We start from the raw sequence: 19,390 nt of genomic DNA on the forward strand, positions 1-19,390 counted from the left end.
CAGTCTGCCCTGTAGCGGCCCCATGCGTCAGCACGGTACCGGCCGCATCCACCGGGTTGTCGCGTGGATGTGGCTATTCTGCGACTTGTGCCGCCTCATGCAGTACTGACTTGGCGTCAGATGAGCGCTTCCGTGTCCCGTATTCCGCATAACCCGCCGTCGGACCGGTCGAGTCGTGACGTGGTCATGCGATCCAACCCTCCAACGAATGGCAGCAGGCGGCTCCGTCCAAGCTGCCCTGTGTACTTTCCACGCCGAAAAGCCGGAGGCCGCGTGGAGGAATTATGTCGGCGGCGGCGGGACCGGAGCGCGCCGGGCCGATTCTGAGATGTCGGGCCGCGCTCCGGTCCCGGACCGCCGGGCGGATCAGTCCGCCGGCGTCAGCCTGACCGGCAGCGTCGCGGGCCCGTTCGCGATGAACGACGGCACGCGGGCGATCTCCCCGGCGTCCGCCGCCAGACGGATGTCCGGGAAGCGCGCGAAGAGTTCGGGCAGCGCCGTACGGGCCTCGATACGGGCGAGCGGCGCGCCCAGGCAGAAGTGGACGCCGTGCCCGAAGGCCAGGTGCTCGCGGTCCTTGCGCCGGATGTCGAAGACCGCGGCGTCGGGACCGTGCTTGAGTGGGTCGCGTCCGGCCGCGCCGAACGTGGCGAGAATCGGTTCCCCCTGCCGGATCGTGACGCCCCGGCCCTCCCCGGCGCCCTCGCCGCCGCCGATCTCGATGTCCTCGGTGGCGTAGCGCAGCGGGATGCTGGAGACGCTGGGCGCCCAGCGCAGCGTCTCCTCGATGACGTCGTCCCAGGGCACCTCGCCGTCGAGCACGAGCCGCAGCTGCTCGGGGTGGGTGAGCAGCGCGTGCACCGCGTTGCCGATGAGGTTGACGGTCGTCTCGTGGCCCGCGCTCATCAACAGCAGCAGGGTGGCCTGGAGTTCGACCTCGGTGAGACGGTCGCCGTCCTCGTCCCGGGTGGACACGAGCATGGTCGTCAGGTCGTCGCCGGGGTGCTCGCGCTTGGTGGCGATCAGCTCGGTGAAGGTGGAGGCGATGTCCTCCATCGTGCGGTTCGCCTCGGCGGGCGTGGTGTTGGTGTTCATGATCCGCTCGACCAGGTCGGACAGCGCGTCCCGCGACTCCTCCGGGATGCCGAACAGCCCGCAGATCACCAGCATCGGCAGCGGGAAGGCGTACCGGGCGCGCAGGTCGACGGCCTCGCCGGGCGGGGTGCGGGCGAGCGCGTCCAGCAGCTGCTTGTTGATGCGCTCCACCTCCGGGCGCATCGCCTCGGTACGGCGGCCGGTGAAGGCGGGGGCCATCAGCTTCCGCAGCCTGCGGTGCTCGGGGCCGTAGGAGGTCAGCATGTTGACCGGGGCGATCCACGGCTGAATCCAGCTGTCGTGGAAGTCGCCGCGCTGCCAGGCGGGCCAGTGCTGCCGCGGATCGCGCGAAACGCGCGGGTCCGCCAGCAGCTGCTTGAGGAGGTCGAACTCGCTGACGGCCCACGCGACGATGCCGCCGGGCAGCTCGACGCGTGTGGCGGGGCCTAGCTCGCGGAGGCGGTCGGCCTCTCCGTTGACGTCGCGTCCGAGCGGGTCGAGAACGAAGGGCTGCTGCCCCATGGGGTGGCTCCTGCCTGGTCGGGGGTGATCGGCGTGAATCTGGACGGGAGTTCGACGAGGCCCCGGTGGAAGGGCCCGTGGCGCCAGACCAGCTGGTCGTGCGGGACGGTCAGCTCGATGTCCGAGAGCCAGGCCGTGAGGCGTTCGATGGCGGTGGTGGCGATGAGCAGCGCCGGGTTCTGCACCGGACAGGCGTGCGGGCCGGCGGACCACGCCAGGTGCGCGCCCCCGCCGGAGCCGCTCGCGCTGGCCGCCTCGCCGGGTGCGGTGCGGCCCCGCTGCGTGTTGGCGGCGGCGTACGAGACGAGCACCAGCTGGCCGGCCCGCAGCCAGGTGCCGTGGAAGAACACGTCGCGGGTGGGGAAGTGCGGCGAGAGGTTGGACATCGGCGGGTCGTTCTGCAGCACGTCGTGCAGGGCGTCGCGCGGGGTGAGGCCGCCGCTGGAGAGGGTGCCGTAGTAGCGGTCGTCGGAGAGCATCCGGGCGAGCGCGTTCCCGATCAGGTTGGTGGTCGCGTTGTGGCCCGCGGCCATCGTCACCACGATCTCGGAGGCCAGCTCCTCGGGGGTCAGCCCGGCGGCGTGGTCCATGTACCAGGAGGTGAGGTCCGGGCCGCGCTCCCGGGACTTGGTGCCGATCAGCTCCCCGATGTACGCGGAGAACGCCTCGTTGGCCGCCGTCGCCTCCTCCGGCGTGTTGGCGTCCAGCATCCCGCACAGCGCGGTCACCAGCTGGTCGCTGTAGGAGTCGGGCATCCCGAAGAGGCGGTTGAAGACCAGCACCGGCACCTGGCTGGCGAAGGCGGCGATCAGGTCGGCGCGGCCGTTCGAGGCGAACCGGGCGATCAGCGTCTCGGAGACCTGCCGGGTGTGCTCGCGCAGCTCGTGCGGGGTGATCAGGGAGAAGCTCTCGGTGATCACCTGGCGGTAACGGCGGTGCACGGCACCGTCGTTGACCAGCGCGTTGGGACGCCAGCCCATCATGGGCAGCACCGGCGAGTCCTGCGGGACGGTCTCCTGCCAGGCGCGCGAGTCCTTGCTCCAGGTCACCGGGTCGTGGAGCAGCTCCAGCGCCGCCCGGTAGTCGGTCACCAGCATCGCGCCCACGCCGGGGGCGATCTCCACGGGGGCGAGCGGCCCGTACGCGCGCAGCCGGTCGTAGACGCCGTAGGGGTCGGCGGCGAACTCGGCGCCGTACAGCGGCGTGACCTCGTGCGCCGTGGGGGCGGCGACGGGCAGCGAGCCGGTGCGGGCGGGTGGGGTGCTGGTCATGCGGGGCGCGGTCACTCGTTCTCCAGGGGCGTATGGGCGAGTACGTGGCCGACGAGGGCGATCAGCGCGTCGGCGGACTGGTCGCGGTCGCGGGCGTCGCAGTGCACGAGGGGCGTGTCGGGGTGCAGGTCCAGGTGGTCGCGGAGGGTGTCGGCAGTGTGCGGCGGCGAGTCGGGGAAGGTGTTGACGGCCACCGCGTAGCGCAGCCCCGCCTCCTCGACCATGTCCATCACCTCGAAGGAGTCCGCCAGGCGCCGGGTGTCGGCCAGCACCAGCGCGCCCAGCGCGCCGCGGGCGATGTCCTGCCACAGCGGGCGGAAGCGCCGCTGGCCGGGCGTGCCGAAGAGGTACAGCACCAGGTCCCCGGGCAGCGTACGGCGGCCGAAGTCGATGGCGACGGTGGTGGCCGACTTCTCCCGCACCCCGGCGAGGTCGTCGACCAGCGCGCCGCTGCGCGTCATGACCTCCTCCGTGTGCAGCGGGGGCGTCTCGGACAGCGACCGGATGAAGGTGGTCTTGCCGACGCCGAACGGACCGGCGACGAGCAGCTTCACCAGGGTCTGGTGAGTGCCGTCCAGATAACCGGCGGCCGGGCCGCTAGGAGGACTTGAGAGTGCGGAGTCCATCGAGAACCTTCTCCAGGAGCTGACGTTCGGGAAGTCGGTGTGCGGGAACGGGCGGACGGGCGTGCAGGAGACCGGCGTCGACCAGGTCGGCCACCAGCACCTTCACCACGCTGACCGGCAGCCGCAGATGGGCCGCGGCCTCGGCCAGCGAGAGAGCCCCCGGCCGCAGCAGTTCCAGCAGCCGCCGCTCCTCCGGCCGCAGCCCGTCCAGGCCGCCCAGCGCCGGACCGCTGGGGTCCGGACCGCTGGGGTTGTGCAGCAGGGAGAGCCGGTCGAGTGTGTTGCGGCTGGGCCGCGTGCGCCCGGAGGTGGCCAGGTAGGCCGGGACCAGGCGCCTGCTGTTCCGGGGGGAACTCATGCGGGCACGTCGTCGCGAGGAGGACTGCCCATGGCCTTTTCTCCCAGGGTGGCGACCTGCACCTGCATCTGGTGCGTGACCACGCGCATGTTGACGTCGGGAGTGGCGAAGACGGTGAGGCAGGTGTTCTCGCCCGCGGGGATCGCGAAGACCCAGCCGCGGTCGGACTCGATGACGGTCTGCCGCAGCCGCACGTCCGGCTCGCCGGAGAAGGCCAGGGAGGTGGTACGGGCGGCGCCCTGGAGGGCCGACATCATGGCCGCCACGCCCTCGGCCGCCTCCCGTTCCAGACCGGGGGAGCGGCCCTGTACGAAGCCGTCGCCGGATATGACGGCCGCGTGGGCGACATGGGGGAGTTCCAGCAGCGGTCCCAGCACCCAGGACATGTCCTCGGGAACCGGGCGGCGGGTGGGCAGGGTCATGACGGGGTGTTCCCTTCGGGGGCGGTGGAGGGGCCGGCGGCCTCGGACGCGGCGTCGGGGGCGGGGGGCGTGCCGCCCGCGGGCTGCTCCGGGCTGTCGCCGGGGCGGCCGGGGAGCGCGTGGTCGCCCGTGTCGCCCGTCGCGGCGGCGCGGCCGGACTCGGTGCCCCGCTGGAAGTCGCCCCATCGTTCGGCGCTGCGTTCGGCGTCCGCCTCCGCCTCCGGTTCTGTTTCCGACTGCGACGCGCCAGGGGCGCCCGTGCCGCCCGGGGGCGGGGTGGCGGCGGTCTGCGGTTCGGCCTGACGGCGGCGGCGCCGGGGGAGCGCGCTCTCCTCGGCAGGGGCCGGGGCGGGCGGCGCGTCGCCGGTGGCGGACGCGGGGGCCGCGGCGGGGGCCGGGGCCGGTGCGGCGGCTCGTGCGGTGGCCGGTGCGGCCCGCCCGGCGGCCTTGGGGACACGGGGTGCGGGAGTGCCGGAGGCGGGCAGGGGTGCCATGGGGGACTGCGGGTGCCTCTCCTCGTCGAGCAGGGTGAGCAGCGGCTCGCCCGGGATGTGCAGGATCGCCCGGACACCGCCGTACGGGGAGGTCTCCACGTGGACGGTGAACCCGTACTGGCGCACCAGTTGGCCGATGGCGGCGAAGCCGGAGCGTACCGGGTCGCCCAGCTCGGTGAGCAGTACGAGGTCCTGACCGGACATCAACTGCCGGGCGCGGCGCACCTCGTCCTCGTGCATGCCGACGCCCGCGTCGTCGATGATGACCGTCGCGCCGCGGTTGCCCTGCTGCACGGTCACCGCGACGGGCAGGTCGGGGTGCGAGTAGTGCAGCGCGTTGGCCATCAGCTCGGTCAGCGCGACGGCGACGGGCTCCACCGCCCGCGCCACGACGCCCACCGGGTCGCGCAGCTGGCTGGTGACCTGGATGCGCTCGTAGCCCTGGAGCCGGGAGGTGGCGCCGATGACGATGTCGGCGACATGGGAGTCCTGACGGGTCAGGCCCGGCCACGAGCCGCAGACCACGGCGGTGGTCTGGATACGGCGCAGCGCCTGCTCGTTGAGGAAGTCCGCGGCCAGCAGGTCCTGGGCCAGCAGCGGGTCGTCGTGACGTTCCTGCATCTCCTGGAGCAGCGTCTGCAACTGGTAGAGCAGCGCCTGGATGGTGGTCGAGGCGCCGCGCATGGTGGCCTGGGCGGCGGCGTCCACGCGCATCCGCTCCTTGCCGATCGCCTCGCCGACCGTCTCCAGCACCGCGCTGAGTGCCTGGTCGAGCGTGCTGCCCGCGATCCGCGGGTCGGCCGGACCGCGCACGGTCATGTGCGGGTGGGCGAGCGCGGTGGCCAGGTCGGGCAGCCGGGCCGCGGCGAGGTGGCGTACCTCGGCCTCGGCCGCCGGGATGCGCGCGGCCAGGTCGTCGCGGTGCCGGGTGACGTTCGCCAGGTCGGTCTCGGCTGCGACGGCCCGGGTGCGCATGCCGCGCAACTGCCGTCGGGTACGGGCCAGATAGGGCGCCATTCCTACGGCGGCGACCGTACCCACAGCCAGGAGTACGGTCAGAGCCACCGGTATCTCGGTCATCTGAATCCTCGGTCAACTGGATCTCTGTATGACGGCTTCCGGGTGCGGCTTCCGACATCAGATGCTGGGCAGTGCGTGGGTGGGGTGAGGGGTGGCGGCGCGGTGAAGGCAACTTCCGCGCAGGCCAGTTCGGCGCCCGGGGACCCCTGCCTCCCCAGCCGCAGCAACATCACCATGGTGCCGCAGTCACCGCCGCATCACACCCCGCGGAGTGAGACTTCTTACATGGATTGCGTCACGGAAGCGGCCCGTGCGGACCAGTCGCAGGTGCGAAGTGAGCGTACGCGGGAGGCGGTTGCGCGCGGGTGCGCCCGTGCGGGCCGGGCCCTCAGCTGCTGACGCCGACCGCCTTCCCGTACGTCTCCTCGTCCCCGACCAGATCGAGCATGGCGCGGGCGACGTCCGCGCGGGGGATGGTGTTGCCGGGCGGGCCCGCCTCGACGCTGTGCCGGTAACCGCCGGTGCCCGGCTTGTCCTTGAGCTGCGGCGGGCGCACCGACGTCCAGTCCAGCCCGCTCTCGCCCAGGACCGCCTCCATGACCTCCAGGTCCGAGTACCACTCCTTGAACACCTTCCACAGCACCGGACCCCAGACGCGGTGCGCGGACCACGGCTGGCCCGCGCCCGTACGGTTGAGCGGGGCCGCGCTGATCACCAGGAGCCGCCGCACCCCCAGCGCGGTCATCGCCTCCACGGCCGCGCGGGCCGAGACGGAGGCGGGCTTGAGCGGGTCCCGCCGCCCGGTCGGGCCGATGCCGGAGAGCACCGCGTCGGCACCCTCGACGGCACCGCGCACGGAGGCGGCGTCGAGCGCGTCCGTACGCACCACGGTGAGCCGCTCGTGCTCCAGCGCCACCTTCGCCGGGTCCCGCACCGCCGCGGTGACCTGGTGCCCGTCCGCGAGGGCGTGCGTGACGAGATGGCGGCCGGTACCACCGGTGGCACCGAGAACGGTCAGCTTCATGAGGTGGTTCCTCCTGCACATGCGGCACAGAGACCAAGGCAGCGGTGGCAGGCCCCTCACCACCGCCCCCGCCAGTGTAGGAGCCGCGTGCGCGCCACTCCGGAGCGGTACCGGCACGCGAACCCCGCCTCACGCGGCGAGCGGACAGTAGGTTGTGGCAGAGGAGGCCGATGATGAGCACACCACAGCCGCGACCTGGACAGTCTGACGTGCTGCTCCCGCGCCCTCAGCGCACGCCTGAGGCTCTGCGCCTCGCCCTGGCCAGGGTGGCGCCGCACCGGCTGGGCGAGATGGACCGCCAGAAGAACGAGGCTTTCGCGCTCGCGACCCAGCACGACTCGCTTGCTCCCCTCCGTCAGTGGCTCACCGTGTGGGCAGGTGAGGTGGAGATCGGACGTCGCCCGAGCTGGCCCTGCGGCCCGGCCGCGGGTGCCGGTTCCGTCAGGCGGGGCCGCCCAGCCACAGCGGGTTGGTCATCGCGGCCATCGCCCCCGGCAGCCCCGAGGCGTCGTCCGCCGCCACCGGGTGCCGCAACTCCGCGCGTACGTAGCGCGCCAGGGAGGCCGTCGTGCGCCAGGTCACCGTGGACGAGCCGCCACCCCCCACCGGTTCCGCGTGCAACTGCCCCTGGTCGGTGAGGAGTCGGACCGTCGCGTCGCGCGGTGCGCCGGAGACCTTCAGCCGCACCGTCACCGCCGCGTCCGGGGCGACCCGCAGCCGCTCCCCGATCCCCGCGTGCTCGCCGCGCGGCCCGATGGCCGAGAAGGCCAGCGTCACCCGGGAGGATTCGGCCAGGTAGCTGTGCCCCCGGCGGATGCCCTCCAGCAGTGCCCGGCGCGAGAGGTCGTCGGCGTGCACGACGGTCTGCGGCAGCCCCACGTCCTGGCCCTCGCGGTGTGCGTCGCTGCTGCCCATCGCGGGCAGCCAGCCGTCGCCGGCGACCAGGGTGTTGTCCCAGGCGGCGACGGAGAGTTCGTCGTCCGCCGTCCAGGGGCCGTTCCACACCTCGACGGCGTCGGCGTCCTCGTAGCCGAACTTCCACTGGCAGCCGACGAACGGGCAGTGCGGGTGTGCGGGCACCACCAGGCCGCCCGCGCGGTGGATCAGCCGGGCGTAGCGCTCGTACGCGTCGTCGCGGGCCCGGTAGCGCCAGTCGACGAAGGTGCCCGCGTCCGTGCCCAGCGCGAGGTAGTGGCCGTTGCGGGTGGTGACCTCCTCGCCGCACAGGATGAGCAGGTCCTCGCCCCACAGGCCCTCCCACGCGGCGTGCCCGGAGGTGGTGTTGTGCTCGGTGGTGGCCAGGAAGTCCAGCCCGGCCGCCCGGGCCGCCGCCGCGACCTCGGCCGGGGTGCGCTTGCCGTCGGAGTGCACGGTGTGCAGGTGGCAGTCGCCCCGGTACCAGCCGCGGCCCCGCCCGCGTACCCGCTCCGGCGGGTAGGAGGGCTGCGGGGTGCTGCCGGGCGCCCCGTACCGCAGGGTGACGGTGACCTCGTAGGAGAGGCCCTGCGGCGCGACGGTGTACGGGCCCAGCACGACGTGCCAGGTGCCGGGGCGCACCGGGCCCGGCAGGTAGCCGGGGGTGGCCCGCTCCGCGCTGAGCGCGAACTCGGTGCGGAAGCCGCCCGACCAGCCGCGGAAGCCCCGGCCGCCCAGCCGGGTGCCGCGCTCGTCGAAGATGCCGATGTCCAGCGCGTTGCCGGGCGTGCCCGCCGGGACCTGCGGCTTGTCGTAGCGGTACGAGACGGCGATCTCGCGCACGCCGTCGGGCACCTCGACGGGGAGGTAGACGTAGTCCGGCGCGCCGGTGGGCAGCGTGCCCCGGACCGTCTTGCGCTCCTCGCCGCCGGATTCCCCGGCTCCGTCGGGCTGCCTCGGGCTCGCGAACGCCATGGTGTCGAGGGTGAGCACGCTCGCGGCTCCTGCGACGGCGGAGAGTTTCAGTACGTTGCGCCGGTCCATACGGCTCGGGTCCCCCTCGGATCGGATGTGTCTCCCGCTGAGGGTTCTACGCCCGGATGGCCTGGAGGGGAACGGGGCGGGACGTACCGCTGTCCTTGTGCTCCCCAGCTTCTCCCCACCTTCCCGCCTCCCCACCTTCCCGCCTCTGCGGGTGGCGGGCGCGGCTGTGACCCGTCTCTCGCCGCCGTCGGCCCGGATCGCGCCGTACGCTCGTGGGATGACCACGGACGCGCAGTCGCCAGTACCTTCGCGGGCCCGGCCGGATGCCGCGCCGCCCACCGCCAGCGCCATGCGCCGCGCGCTGCGGCGCGCCCGGGACGGCGTCGCGCTCGACACGGGCGAGGCGGCCGTACTGCTCCAGGCCCGCGGCGCGGATCTCGCGGACCTGAGCGCGTCGGCGGGCCGGGTACGGGACGCGGGTCTGGCGTCGGTCGGCCGCGCCGGGGTCATCACCTACTCCCGCAAGGTCTTCATCCCGCTGACGCGGCTGTGCCGGGACAAGTGTCACTACTGCACGTTCGTCACGGTGCCGGGCAAGCTGCGCCGCGCCGGGCACGGCATGTTCCTCTCGCCCGACGAGGTGCTCGACATCGCGCGGCGCGGCGCCGAACTGGGCTGCAAGGAAGCGCTCTTCACGCTCGGCGACAAGCCCGAGGACCGCTGGCCCGAGGCCCGCGAGTGGCTGGAGGCCGAGGGTTACGACGACACCCTCGCCTACGTACGGGCCATGGCCATCCGGGTGCTGGAGGAGACCGGGCTGCTGCCGCACCTCAACCCCGGCGTCCTGAGCTGGACGGACCTCCAGCGCCTCAAGCCCGTCGCCCCCTCCATGGGCATGATGCTGGAGACCACCGCCGAGCGCCTGTGGAGCGAGCCGGGCGGCCCGCACCACGGCTCGCCGGACAAGGAGCCCGCTGTGCGGCTGCGGGTGCTGGAGGACGCGGGCCGCTCCAACGTCCCCTTCACCACCGGAGTCCTCATCGGCATCGGCGAGGACTACCAGGAGCGGGCCGACGCGCTCTTCGCGCTCCGGCGCACCCAGCGCGCCTACCACGGCATCCAGGAAGTCATCGTGCAGAACTTCCGCGCCAAGCCGGACACCGCCATGCGCGCCATGCCGGACGCGGAACTGGACGAACTGGCCGCCACCGTCGCCGTCGCCCGCCACCTGCTCGGCCCGCAGGCGCGTATCCAGGCGCCGCCCAACCTCGTGGACGAGGAGTACACCAGACTCATCGACGCCGGGATCGACGACTGGGGCGGCGTCTCACCACTGACCCCCGACCACGTGAACCCGGAACGCCCGTGGCCGCAGATCGACGAACTGGCGGCCCGCACCGCCGAGTCCGGGTTCACGCTGCGCGAACGGCTCACCATCTACCCGGAGTTCATCCAGCGCGGCGAGCCCTGGCTCGACCCGCGTCTGCTGCCGCACGTCACCGCGCTCGCCGACCCGGACACCGGTCTCGCCCGCGAGGACGCGCCCGTACGCGGCCTGCCCTGGCAGGAGCCCGACGAGGCGTTCACCGCGAGCGGCACCGGCACCGGCCGCACCGACCTGCACCGCACCATCGACACCGAGGGCCGCACCGCCGACCGCCGCGAGGACTTCGACGAGGTGTACGGCGACTGGGCCGAGCTGCGCGAGCGCGCCGCCCCCGGAATGGCCCCGGACCCGGGCATGACCCCCGACACCACGGCCCCCGAGCGCCTCGACGCCGACGTACGCGCCGCGCTGGCCGCCGCCGCCGACGACCCCACCCGCCTCACCGACCCGCAGGCCCTCGCCCTGCTGCACGCCGACGGCCCCGCCCTGGAAGCGCTCTGCCGGATCGCCGACGAACTGCGCCGCGACGTGGTGGGCGACGAGGTGACCTACATCGTCACGCGCAACATCAACTTCACCAACGTCTGCTACACCGGCTGCCGCTTCTGCGCCTTCGCCCAGCGCCGCACCGACGCCGACGCGTACACCCTCTCCCTCGACCAGGTCGCCGACCGGGCGGCGCAGGCGTGGGACGTGGGCGCCGTCGAGGTCTGCATGCAGGGCGGCATCCACCCCGACCTGCCCGGCACCGCCTACTTCGACATCGCGCGCGCGGTGAAGGAGCGGGTGCCCGGCATGCACGTGCACGCGTTCTCGCCCATGGAGGTCGTCAACGGCGCCACCCGCACCGGGATGTCCGTACCGGAGTGGCTGGCCGCCGCGAAGGAGGCCGGGCTCGGCTCGATCCCCGGCACGGCGGCCGAGATCCTGGACGACGAGGTGCGCTGGATTCTCACCAAGGGCAAGCTGCCCACCGCCACCTGGATCGAGGTCGTCACCGCCGCGCACGAGGCGGGCCTGCCGTCCTCCTCCACCATGATGTACGGGCACGTGGACCAGCCCCGGCACTGGCTCGGCCATCTGCGGCTGCTGGCCGAGATCCAGCAACGGACGGGCGGTTTCACGGAGTTCGTCACGCTGCCGTTCATCCACACCAACGCGCCCGTCTACCTGGCGGGTATCGCCCGGCCCGGCCCGACCGCCCGGGACAACCGGGCGGTCACCGCGATGGCCCGGCTGCTGCTCCACCCGCACATCACCAACATCCAGACCAGCTGGGTCAAGCTCGGTGCCGACGGCGCCGCCGAGATGCTGCGCTCCGGTGCGAACGACCTGGGCGGCACGCTGATGGAGGAGACCATCTCCCGGATGGCGGGGTCGAGTTACGGCTCGTACCGCTCCGTCCAGGACCTGGTGGCCATCGCGGACGCCGCAGGCCGCCCGTCCCGGCCGCGTACGACCACGTATGGACCGGTGCCGCCCGAGCGCGTCACCGCGGCCCTTGCCTCCGACGGCCAACTCCCCGAACTACTGCCCCTGGTGAGTGACTGAATGCCTGCGACCGAACCCGAGAACACGCTTGCGCCCGCGACGTGGCAGCTCCGCCCGGCGGAGCTGTCCGACGCCCCCCGGATCGCCCAGCTGCACGCCGACAGCTGGCGCCGCCACTACCGCGGCGCCTACTCCGACGCCTACCTCGACGGCGACGTGGTCACCGACCGCCGTGAGGTGTGGACTTCGCGGCTGAGCGCCCCGGTCCGCACCATGACCCTCGTCGCCGAGGACGGCGCGGAGCTGGTGGGCTTCGTCCACGTGGTGTTCGACGCCGACGAACGCTGGGGCAGCCTCGTCGACAACCTGCACGTCACGCACCGCCGGCAGCGCACCGGCCTCGGCAGCGTCCTGCTCACCCGGGCAGCTGCCGCCGTGGTCGAGCAGGCGGCGAGCGCGTCCCTCTACCTGTGGGTCCAGGAGCAGAACACCGCCGCGCAGGGCTTCTACGATGCGAGGGGCGGCAGGTGCGTGGAGAAGGCGCGGATCGCCCTTCCCGGCGGCGTACCCGGCCGCCTCAACGGCGCCCCGAACAAGCTTCGCTACGCCTGGCCCGACGCCGCGGACCTCGCCGCCCGCCCGGAGGCGCCCGCGAGGTGACGAGCACCGCCGCCCGCCGCGCACCGGGCGGCACGCTCGTCTACCCCCGCTCGAACGAGATCTCCACCCGGCGGTTCTTCTTCCGGCCCTCCTCGGTGGAGTTGTCCGCGACGGGGTTGTCCTCGCTCTTGCCCGCCACCTCGTAGGCGATCCCGGACGCGCCCAACTCCGCGGTGAGCGCCTGGTGTACGGCCGCCGCGCGCTGCGTGGAGAGGGTCTTGCCGTGGGCGTACGTCCCCAGGTCGTCGGTGAAGCCGTGGACGGTGACCTTTCGCGGGCCGTTCTCCCTGATCTCCTTGGCGACCTCGGCTATCCGTGCGTCGGCGCGGCCGCTCAGCTCAGCGCTGTCCTTGGCGAAGAGGACCTCGGCCTGGAGGGTCAGCTTGATGTCCTTGTTCGATTCCTCGCGCTCCGAGTCGCCGGACAGGTCGCCGGACACCGAGAGGATGTCGACCACCACGGGAGGGGCCAGCTTCGCGCCCCTCTTCAGCTCCAGCACCTCGGCGCGCGGATCGACGGGGACGGGCGGCGGCTCGGGCGCGGCGCTGGGTGCGGCGCTGGTCGCTGGGTCGGCACGGGCCGCGGGGGCGTCGTACAGGCCGAGGAAGGCCGTCAGGCACCCGGCGCCGAGCGCGCAGGCCGCGAGCCTGATGGCGACGGCGCGTGCCGTCGTCGGCGGCCTCACCGTGCGACCGCGATCCGGACGGGGGCGGTGCCGAAGGTCGGCATGGCGAAGTCGACCTGTGTGGTGCCCTCCGGCGGCGCCGGGAACTGGACGTAGACCGGTGCCTTGTCGCCGGGCTGGAAGACCGTGTGGAACTGGTTGCACAGGCAGTTGCCCTGGGTGTCGCGCAGCGGGTAGTAGCGCTTCTTGCCCTTGAGATCGGCCAGGGTGGCACCCGAGGAGGAGTAGCCGTTCTTCAGCGTCAGATCGTTGCCGCCGCTCCACTGGTTGGTGTTCAGCGCCTTCGTGCCGTCGTTGCGCATCTCGCCGCGGACGGTCACCACACCGCCCTCGTGCCGCTGCACGGAGTCGATGGTGAGCACCGCGCCGTTCGCGCCCTTCAGCTCCGGCCCCTGGCCCTTGGGGCCTCCTGCGGCGGCCGGCCGTTCTGCGGCCAGCTTTTCGGCGGCCGGCTTCCCGCCGTCCGGCGCCGCACCTGAGTCGCCCTCCCGGCAGCCGCTCAGAAGGAGAGTTACGATCGCAATGGCGCTGACGGCGGCGACCTTCGTCCGGCCTCGCGCCGTTCCTCGCCGCCCTCGGCCGACTAGGCTGTTGAGGCCCTGTGTATCGCGCATCACGCATCCCCCTCGCTCCTCGTCCACTGCAACGCGTTGCACGATAGCGTATGCGAATCACTATGTCCTGGACCGGCGCCTGCCGCGCGATCGCGTTGCTCCGCGAAGTCGTGGCACATCACGGCCATCGGGTGGCCGTGGCGCACCATGAACTCCGTCTGCGGAGTGAGCCTCGAGGTCGGCTGGCCGCCTACCTGGGCCGCGAGGCGCGGGCGGACGCCTGGGCGGGGGCGGAGGCAGCGGTCACAAAGAACGGAACGGCGACGAGGAAGCGGCCGGTTTCCGCGCGTCGGCGCTGTTCGGCGAGCCACTCGTCCGCCCGGTCGCGGCTCACGGCGCCGCCGGCGCAGGCAGGCTCGACGAGTCTGGTGAGCAGCGACAGCATCGAGGGGTCGGTGAACACGCTGGTGTGCACCTCGACCGTGACGTCGTCGAAGCCGCCCTCCAGCAGCAGGTCCCGGTACTGGCGCCCGGCGCGGGGCATGTGCAGGAGGTCGGCGCGGGCGTGCACGATCGTGCGGGTGAGCGCCATGTCGTCCGAGTCGATCATGACGGCGTCCCAGTCCTGACCGACCAGGACGATCCTGCCGCCTGGGCAGAGGACCCGCTGTGCCTCAGCCACCGCGCGCCCCGGCTCCTGAAGTGCGTGGAAGACCTTGTCGGCACGGTAGCCGCGCACGCTTCCGTCGGCGAACGGCAGATGCTCCGCCCCCGCCTCCCGGAACTCCGCCTCCGGCCACCGCTCCCGGGCCGCGGCCAGCATCTGCGTGCTGGGGTCCACCCCGACCGCGCGGACGCCGCGTCCGGCCAGCTCGGCGACGGCTCGCCCGCCGCCGCAGCCGACGTCCACGACGGTCGAGCCCGGGACGGGAGAGAGCAGTTCGTAGGAGCGGGCCCGCAGCCGGGAGGCGCTCGGCATCCGGTCCGCGGCGTCGAGGAGGGCCAGCATGGCTCCGGTGGCGCGGTGCTCTTCCACCGCTTCCTGGTTCTTGGACATGGACGTCATGCTGCGACTTAATGTCGGCATGAAGTCAAGCGAGGACGGCGGCGACGGCGCCGCCGCAACCTGGGGCATCGGCGCCCTCGCGGCACGGTTCGGCCTGGCCACGCACGTGCTGCGGCACTGGGAGTCGAGGGGCCTGCTGGCCCCGGAACGGGACGCCGGCGGGCGCCGCCGCTACGGTGCGGACGACCTCACCCGCGTGGCGACGATCCTCATCCTGAAGGAGGCCGGCCTCGGCCTGGACACCATCAGGAGCCTGTCCGCCACCGTCGACCGCTCCGGCCGGCACGAGATCCTCCGTCCCGCCGCCGAGGAGCTGCGGTCGAGGATCGCAGCGGCCCAGGCCTCGTTGGCGCTCGTCGAGGGCGGCCTGAACTGCGAGCACGAGGACGTCAGCGGGTGCCCGAACTACCAGCGGCTCATCGCCGAGCGGGTCTGCCCCGAACTCCCGCCGGTGAGACGGTGATCGGGACAGCGGCACCGCCTCACCTCACCCGCCGGACCGGCCTTCGGCCGGGCGGGCGCGCCAGGGGCGGGTGATCAGTTCGCGGTAGACGGTGTGGGCGGGCCGCCTGCTCAGGTGCTGGTCCACCCACCGCCGCGCGCCCGCCGGGTCCGGATGAGCGCCGGAATCGCGGCGGCATACGTCGCACCGCATCGCGTAGCTGACCGGCGGCGCCTCGGGGCTCTGGTCGGGCTCCGTACGCCAACCGCCCACCGGCATCGGCCCGCCGCCCGCGCCTGCCGGTACGCGGCAGGTGTACCCGCCCTCCAGGAACAGCAGCCGGTCCCCGCCGGAGAGCATCCGCATGTCGCGCACCCGGCGCTCGGCGCCGAGGTAGTGCACCCTGTCGCCGACGCGCATCGGGCCGCTCACCCCTCCGCTCCCGTCCGGCAGGCGGGCGGTTCCGCCGCCGGGGGCGTGGGCGCGGGCGCGGGTGCGGCGCTCAGTGCATGGCACAACTGCGCGTGCAGCAACTCCGCTTCGGCCGAGGACAGCCGCAGGCCGAGGTCGGCGACGTGCTCGCCGTCGCACAGCAGCCACAACGGCAGTACGTAGCCGGGGGACTGGCGCACACGGTGGACGGGCCTGCCGGGGATCGTGTCGATCCGCCACGCGCGGGTCGCGTCGGTCACGAGGCCACCGCCACGGGCCTCGTACGCAGCCAGTACAGCGGGAAGTCCGCACCGCGCGGCGCCATCACCAGCACCAGCAGCGGTCGAGGCGCCACCGCCACCGCCACCTCCCGCGACGCGGTCACGTACGGGCGCACGAGCGCCAGCGCGTCGGCGTCGATGGCGGTGTCGCAGGGCAGCGGTCGCAGCGGGGTGGGAAGCGGGGGCGGCACCACGGGCGGGCCTGCCCGGTGGGGCCGGGCAGGCCCTGCCTTCCCTGCCCGGGCCCGCAGCCACCCGGCTGCCTGCCGGATACGGTGCTTCATGTCGGTCACCTGTCTCTCTGCCGTGATCGGCCACGCCCCCGGACGCCTCGCACGCGTCGCGGGGGTCTTCCTTGCACTAGGCAACTGCGTGGCTACGCACAGCGGTACGGTGGTGGGGGTGGCGTGCGTCAAATGCGTCAAACGCCGTGTGGGTGAGGGGTGGTGTCCTGTGGGGGCCATGGAGCCGAACACCGGTCTGGAGCGGCTGCACCGTGAGGCGGGGTGGACGCTGGGCCGTTTCGCGCAGCAGGTGAACCGGTTGGGGACCGAGCGCGGGACGCCGCTGACGTACAGCGGCCAGTCGGTGCACCAGTGGTTGCGCGGTCACTTGCCGAAGGCGGAGGTGCGTCCGCTGGTGCTGGAGGCGCTGGCCCGCAGGCTGCGCCGTCCGGTCACGCACGTGGAGGCGGGCTTTCCTGCGCTGCCGTTCGCGCCCGGGGCTGCGGCCACGACCGAGGGAATCCTCGACCTGGGGCGCCGGGACATGGACCCCTCGCGTCGCGGGGTGCTGGGAGTGGGCCTCTTCTCCGTCGCTCTGGCGGTGCCGAACTGGCCGGATGTCGTGGGCCGGATGGAAGCGGTCCAGAAAGGCCACACCCAACGCATCGGCGCATCCGAAGTCGAGGCCGTGAAGTCGATGACGGAGCGCCTGTCCCAGATCGATGACGACTTCGGTGGCCGCTATGCGCGCCCCATGGCAGCCGCGTTCCTCGTCAACACGGTTGCGCCCTTTCTGAGAGTGGACGCGGCGTCCGAAGTCCGGGAATCCATGCTGTCCGCCGCATCCTTCCTCTGCTACGTCACGGGGTGGATGGCGGTGGACGAGGGTCTGCACGGCTTGGCGCAGCAGTACTACGTCAAGGGGCTGGAGTTGGCGGGGGCCGGAGGGGACCACCTGACCTACTGCCACATTCTCCGGGGCATGTCGGTCCAGGCCGCAGACTTGGGGCATGGAGCCCCTGCCTCCCGGCTGGCAGACGCCGCCGCCGTCGCAGCCCCGTCCACCGGCCCTCGGATGCGTGCCTTCCTCGCGGCTCAGCAGGCCCACGCCTTTGCGGTTGCCGGAGAACAGGCGAAGGCGCTGCAAAGCCTCGCTGTGGCCGAATCGGCCCTGGAGAAGGCCGAAAGTCCATTGGGGTCGCTGGGTGGATTCAATCCCTCGACAATGGCCTACTGCGTGTCCCAGGTTCGCTATGCCTCGGGTGACGTGTCGGGGAGCGTGGAATCCATGCAGTCTCACTTCCGCCTGCGCGATGAAACGGACAGTCGGCGTTCGCAGTTGCGCTTCCGCGCCATGCTGGCGGAACGGCAGTTGGAGGTGGGTCACCTGGAGGAGGCGTGCCACTCCTGGAATCTCGTCCTGGACGACTACCCGGGAATGCAGTCCGGGCGAGTCGATGAACGAGTCCGTGCCATGTGCTCCCGCGTTCGCCCCTATCGCAAGGTTCCCGCCGCTCGCGCGCTGCACGAGCGGGCGCGTGCGATGGTCCCGCCCGCGCTGCTCGTGTAGCCGGTCCGCCGACGTGCCTCGGCGGACGGGCCGTCAAGGCACGGGGGCACCGGCTGTCAAACCCCTGTCACGCCCCGATGGTCGACCCAGGACTGTGCCGCCTCCACCATGGCCGGCAGCCATGTCTCGTCGGGGAACCGCTTGGCGCGGGCGCGGTTCATGCGCAGGGAGGCGGCGGCGAACGCATCGATCGCCTTCGGGTCCGCGTTCGCCCATCCCGCGCACCCCGACACCCATGACTCGGCCTCCTCCGCGCTGAATCCGCCGGAGACGAGTTGCATGACGAGTTGGCCGGAGTCGATGAACGCCGCGCCGCGTGTAGGCCAGGACCAGTCCACGGCCCAGCTCTCCTCGGCCCCCATCAGCAGATTGCTCGGGTTGATGTCGGCGTGAAGAAGTGCGTCACCGCGGAACAGCGCCGCCTCCGCCTCGTCGGCGGCGAAGCGGTCCCAGCGATTCTCCCGCCAGCCGTGGGCGACTTCGGGAAGCTCCAGTTCTCCCATCCTGCCCAGGAGTTCGATGACGGCAGGGAGATCCGCCGAACCCGGAGTGAAGTCCGACCGCCTGCCGTCCACGACGTCGAATCCGAGAGCGAGCCATTCGTCACCCTCCACGTGCCACCGGAGCACGGGAGAAACCGGCTGGACGAACGGGTTGATCAGTCTCTCCCGGACGAGGGATTCCCGTCGGCCACCCGGTCGGTTCCGCATCGCCTTGACGAAGAACGGCCCCTTCTCGCACTCCACCAGGGCGGTGAGGTCCGAGTCGTACCCGCGCGGTGTCCTCTGGATATCGGCCAGGTCTCCTGTGTGCGAGTGGATCAGCGTCAAGATCCCAGGGTCAGGAGGTTCACGTGTCATGATTTCTCAGTTCCTCGGGGAGCATTCGGTTCCGGGGTAGCCCGGACGGCATTCGTCATCGTTGCCACCCGGGCCGCAGTCGCTGGCGCGGTGCACCCGCCGAATCGAAGCGTTGGCCTGGGCCATGGCGGCGCCACTGAGGATATCGGCCAGCGGGGTGTCCTGAATGTTCCCGACGCCCATCCAGCCGGAGAAGACACACGGTGACACCTCGCCGTCGGGGCCGATCGCCGCGCGAGCTGTGCCGCACCGGCCGCAGAGGCCGGCCGCGTCCGGGGTGCGGTCGTGCGCGCCCCGCCCGAAGGGGCGAACGCGATCGACGCCGATCCTGACCACCCCCATGGACTCAAGCTCCCGGCGGGCCTCGTTGACGCGCTGCGCGTCGTCGACGGCGATGATCCCGACGCGCAGCGGGATGCCCAGCCGTACGGCCTTCTCGATGTTCGTCCTCGTCCGACCGTGGCTGCGGCGGCCGGTCATCGTGTCATGCTGCGCCGCCTGGTCCGAGTAGTAGGACGTGGCGAGCGTGACACCCTCTCGCCTCAGCAGCGCCCACCACTCGGCAGAGACGTGCACCAGGTTGCTGAACACCTCGACCGCGAGACCGAGGGACAGTGCGTGACGCACCAGTTCCGCCGCGTCGGGATGCAACGTGGGTTCTCCGCCGATCAGTTGCACGGCACGGACGCCGCAGTCGGAGGACTGGTCCAGGACACTGATCCAGTGTTCGCGGGTCATGCTGCCGTGAGTGCCGTCCGGGCCCGACGCGTTGTAGCAGTGCACGCAGTTGAGCTGGCACTTGCGCGTCAGGTCCAACCACAGGAGTTGTGGCGTGGTGTGTGTTGCCGATGAGGTCTCTGTCGTCGCGGTCACCATGGGTGCCCCTCTGCGGTGATGGAAGGAGAGCTGCTCTCCTTGCACTAGGCAACTGCGTGGCTACGCACAGCGGTACGGTGGTGGGGGTGGCGTGCGTCAAATGCGTCAAACGCCGTGTGGGTGAGGGGTGG

General features: G+C 72.3%; 20 protein-coding genes. 4 read left to right on the top strand and 16 right to left on the bottom strand.

Annotation, left to right across the window (positions count from 1 at the left end):
• Positions 1-366: 366 nt before the first annotated feature.
• From H299_RS0126145 to H299_RS0126180, 8 genes are all read right to left on the bottom strand, one after another.
• The gene (locus tag H299_RS0126145) at positions 367-1,617 is read right to left on the bottom strand and encodes a cytochrome P450 (RefSeq protein ID WP_027750825.1); all 1,251 of its coding nucleotides are present in this window, start codon (positions 1,615-1,617) and stop codon (positions 367-369) included.
• Complete coding sequence (locus H299_RS36355) at positions 1,542-2,888, bottom strand: cytochrome P450 (protein WP_486587424.1); 1,347 nt, start codon at positions 2,886-2,888, stop codon at positions 1,542-1,544. The genes H299_RS0126145 and H299_RS36355 overlap by 76 nt, the downstream gene beginning before the upstream one ends.
• Positions 2,889-2,899: 11 nt before the next feature.
• A complete protein-coding gene (locus H299_RS0126155) occupies positions 2,900-3,514 on the bottom strand; it encodes an ATP/GTP-binding protein (protein ID WP_027750826.1) in 615 nt (204 codons plus the stop codon).
• The gene (locus tag H299_RS0126160; RefSeq protein ID WP_027750827.1) at positions 3,486-3,872 is read right to left on the bottom strand and encodes a DUF742 domain-containing protein; all 387 of its coding nucleotides are present in this window, start codon (positions 3,870-3,872) and stop codon (positions 3,486-3,488) included. Before H299_RS0126160 ends, H299_RS0126155 begins: the two co-directional genes overlap by 29 nt.
• Positions 3,869-4,294, bottom strand: coding sequence for a roadblock/LC7 domain-containing protein (locus H299_RS0126165; protein WP_027750828.1), 426 nt, complete (start codon positions 4,292-4,294; stop codon positions 3,869-3,871). The genes H299_RS0126160 and H299_RS0126165 overlap by 4 nt, the downstream gene beginning before the upstream one ends.
• Positions 4,291-5,868: an ATP-binding protein gene (locus tag H299_RS0126170; protein WP_027750829.1), complete on the bottom strand. Its 1,578-nt coding sequence runs from the start codon at positions 5,866-5,868 to the stop codon at positions 4,291-4,293. Before H299_RS0126170 ends, H299_RS0126165 begins: the two co-directional genes overlap by 4 nt.
• A gap of 328 nt (positions 5,869-6,196) precedes the next feature.
• Positions 6,197-6,832, bottom strand: a complete 636-nt coding sequence (locus H299_RS0126175; RefSeq protein WP_027750830.1) for an SDR family oxidoreductase — start codon at positions 6,830-6,832, stop codon at positions 6,197-6,199.
• A gap of 441 nt (positions 6,833-7,273) precedes the next feature.
• On the bottom strand, positions 7,274-8,791 hold the full coding sequence (locus H299_RS0126180; RefSeq protein ID WP_027750831.1) for a CehA/McbA family metallohydrolase: 1,518 nt from the start codon (positions 8,789-8,791) through the stop codon (positions 7,274-7,276).
• A gap of 217 nt (positions 8,792-9,008) precedes the next feature.
• Here H299_RS0126180 and H299_RS0126185 point away from each other — a divergent pair, with 217 nt between their 5' ends.
• Together H299_RS0126185 and H299_RS0126190 are read left to right on the top strand one after the other, a co-directional pair.
• Positions 9,009-11,669: a bifunctional FO biosynthesis protein CofGH gene (locus tag H299_RS0126185; RefSeq protein ID WP_078513051.1), complete on the top strand. Its 2,661-nt coding sequence runs from the start codon at positions 9,009-9,011 to the stop codon at positions 11,667-11,669.
• Positions 11,670-12,269 (top strand): GNAT family N-acetyltransferase, encoded by a 600-nt coding sequence (locus H299_RS0126190; protein ID WP_051262849.1) that lies wholly within the window; start codon positions 11,670-11,672, stop codon positions 12,267-12,269.
• Positions 12,270-12,309: 40 nt separating this feature from the next.
• On the opposite strand, the gene H299_RS0126195 is transcribed toward H299_RS0126190, so the two are convergent.
• The 3 genes from H299_RS0126195 to H299_RS36365 all read right to left on the bottom strand — a co-directional run bounded on the left by H299_RS0126195 (position 12,310) and on the right by H299_RS36365 (position 14,565).
• Positions 12,310-12,954, bottom strand: a complete 645-nt coding sequence (locus H299_RS0126195; protein WP_027750834.1) for an OmpA family protein — start codon at positions 12,952-12,954, stop codon at positions 12,310-12,312.
• Positions 12,951-13,316, bottom strand: coding sequence for a hypothetical protein (locus H299_RS36360; protein ID WP_051262850.1), 366 nt, complete (start codon positions 13,314-13,316; stop codon positions 12,951-12,953). The genes H299_RS0126195 and H299_RS36360 overlap by 4 nt, the downstream gene beginning before the upstream one ends.
• Positions 13,317-13,758: 442 nt before the next feature.
• Positions 13,759-14,565 carry a methyltransferase domain-containing protein gene (locus tag H299_RS36365; protein ID WP_051262851.1) on the bottom strand — a complete coding sequence of 269 codons (807 nt, stop codon included), beginning with the start codon at positions 14,563-14,565 and terminating at the stop codon, positions 13,759-13,761.
• Positions 14,566-14,593: 28 nt separating this feature from the next.
• Between H299_RS36365 and H299_RS0126210 the strand changes: the two genes are divergently transcribed.
• Positions 14,594-15,037 carry a MerR family transcriptional regulator gene (locus H299_RS0126210; protein WP_051262852.1) on the top strand — a complete coding sequence of 148 codons (444 nt, stop codon included), beginning with the start codon at positions 14,594-14,596 and terminating at the stop codon, positions 15,035-15,037.
• 24 nt (positions 15,038-15,061) lie between these two features.
• On the opposite strand, the gene H299_RS40685 is transcribed toward H299_RS0126210, so the two are convergent.
• Genes H299_RS40685 through H299_RS0126225 form a run of 3 tightly spaced genes read right to left on the bottom strand, consistent with a single transcriptional unit; the run spans position 15,062 to position 16,013 of the window.
• Positions 15,062-15,448: a DUF7848 domain-containing protein gene (locus tag H299_RS40685; protein ID WP_486587425.1), complete on the bottom strand. Its 387-nt coding sequence runs from the start codon at positions 15,446-15,448 to the stop codon at positions 15,062-15,064.
• Positions 15,445-15,708, bottom strand: coding sequence for a hypothetical protein (locus H299_RS36370; protein ID WP_051262853.1), 264 nt, complete (start codon positions 15,706-15,708; stop codon positions 15,445-15,447). Before H299_RS36370 ends, H299_RS40685 begins: the two co-directional genes overlap by 4 nt.
• Positions 15,705-16,013 (bottom strand): hypothetical protein, encoded by a 309-nt coding sequence (locus H299_RS0126225; RefSeq protein WP_158692391.1) that lies wholly within the window; start codon positions 16,011-16,013, stop codon positions 15,705-15,707. The genes H299_RS36370 and H299_RS0126225 overlap by 4 nt, the downstream gene beginning before the upstream one ends.
• Before the next feature lie 169 nt (positions 16,014-16,182).
• Between H299_RS0126225 and H299_RS0126230 the strand changes: the two genes are divergently transcribed.
• Positions 16,183-17,523: an NsdA family TPR-like regulatory protein gene (locus H299_RS0126230; protein WP_027750838.1), complete on the top strand. Its 1,341-nt coding sequence runs from the start codon at positions 16,183-16,185 to the stop codon at positions 17,521-17,523.
• A gap of 56 nt (positions 17,524-17,579) precedes the next feature.
• Here H299_RS0126230 and H299_RS0126235 read toward each other — a convergent pair whose 3' ends face one another.
• Together H299_RS0126235 and H299_RS36375 are read right to left on the bottom strand one after the other, a co-directional pair.
• Positions 17,580-18,353, bottom strand: coding sequence for a protein kinase (locus H299_RS0126235; RefSeq protein WP_486587426.1), 774 nt, complete (start codon positions 18,351-18,353; stop codon positions 17,580-17,582).
• Between the two features lie 36 nt (positions 18,354-18,389).
• A complete protein-coding gene (locus tag H299_RS36375; protein ID WP_051262854.1) occupies positions 18,390-19,259 on the bottom strand; it encodes a radical SAM/SPASM domain-containing protein in 870 nt (289 codons plus the stop codon).
• Between the last annotated feature and the right edge of the window lie 131 nt (positions 19,260-19,390).

The organism is Streptomyces sp. CNH287, from assembly GCF_000424825.1.

Bases quoted from the DNA above. Each gene is read 5' to 3' on its own strand.
- H299_RS0126160 (WP_027750827.1), bottom strand. From the start codon at position 3,872: ATGAGTTCCCCCCGGAACAGCAGGCGCCTGGTCCCGGCCTACCTGGCC.
- H299_RS0126155 (WP_027750826.1), bottom strand. From the start codon at position 3,514: ATGGACTCCGCACTCTCAAGTCCTCCTAGCGGCCCGGCCGCCGGTTAT.
- H299_RS0126210 (WP_051262852.1), top strand. From the start codon at position 14,594: ATGAAGTCAAGCGAGGACGGCGGCGACGGCGCCGCCGCAACCTGGGGC.
- H299_RS0126165 (WP_027750828.1), bottom strand. From the start codon at position 4,294: ATGACCCTGCCCACCCGCCGCCCGGTTCCCGAGGACATGTCCTGGGTG.
- H299_RS0126180 (WP_027750831.1), bottom strand. From the start codon at position 8,791: ATGGACCGGCGCAACGTACTGAAACTCTCCGCCGTCGCAGGAGCCGCG.
- H299_RS0126190 (WP_051262849.1), top strand. From the start codon at position 11,670: ATGCCTGCGACCGAACCCGAGAACACGCTTGCGCCCGCGACGTGGCAG.
- H299_RS0126185 (WP_078513051.1), top strand. From the start codon at position 9,009: ATGACCACGGACGCGCAGTCGCCAGTACCTTCGCGGGCCCGGCCGGAT.
- H299_RS0126225 (WP_158692391.1), bottom strand. From the start codon at position 16,013: ATGAAGCACCGTATCCGGCAGGCAGCCGGGTGGCTGCGGGCCCGGGCA.
- H299_RS36355 (WP_486587424.1), bottom strand. From the start codon at position 2,888: ATGACCAGCACCCCACCCGCCCGCACCGGCTCGCTGCCCGTCGCCGCC.
- H299_RS0126170 (WP_027750829.1), bottom strand. From the start codon at position 5,868: ATGACCGAGATACCGGTGGCTCTGACCGTACTCCTGGCTGTGGGTACG.
- H299_RS36375 (WP_051262854.1), bottom strand. From the start codon at position 19,259: ATGGTGACCGCGACGACAGAGACCTCATCGGCAACACACACCACGCCA.
- H299_RS0126145 (WP_027750825.1), bottom strand. From the start codon at position 1,617: ATGGGGCAGCAGCCCTTCGTTCTCGACCCGCTCGGACGCGACGTCAAC.
- H299_RS36365 (WP_051262851.1), bottom strand. From the start codon at position 14,565: ATGTCCAAGAACCAGGAAGCGGTGGAAGAGCACCGCGCCACCGGAGCC.
- H299_RS0126175 (WP_027750830.1), bottom strand. From the start codon at position 6,832: ATGAAGCTGACCGTTCTCGGTGCCACCGGTGGTACCGGCCGCCATCTC.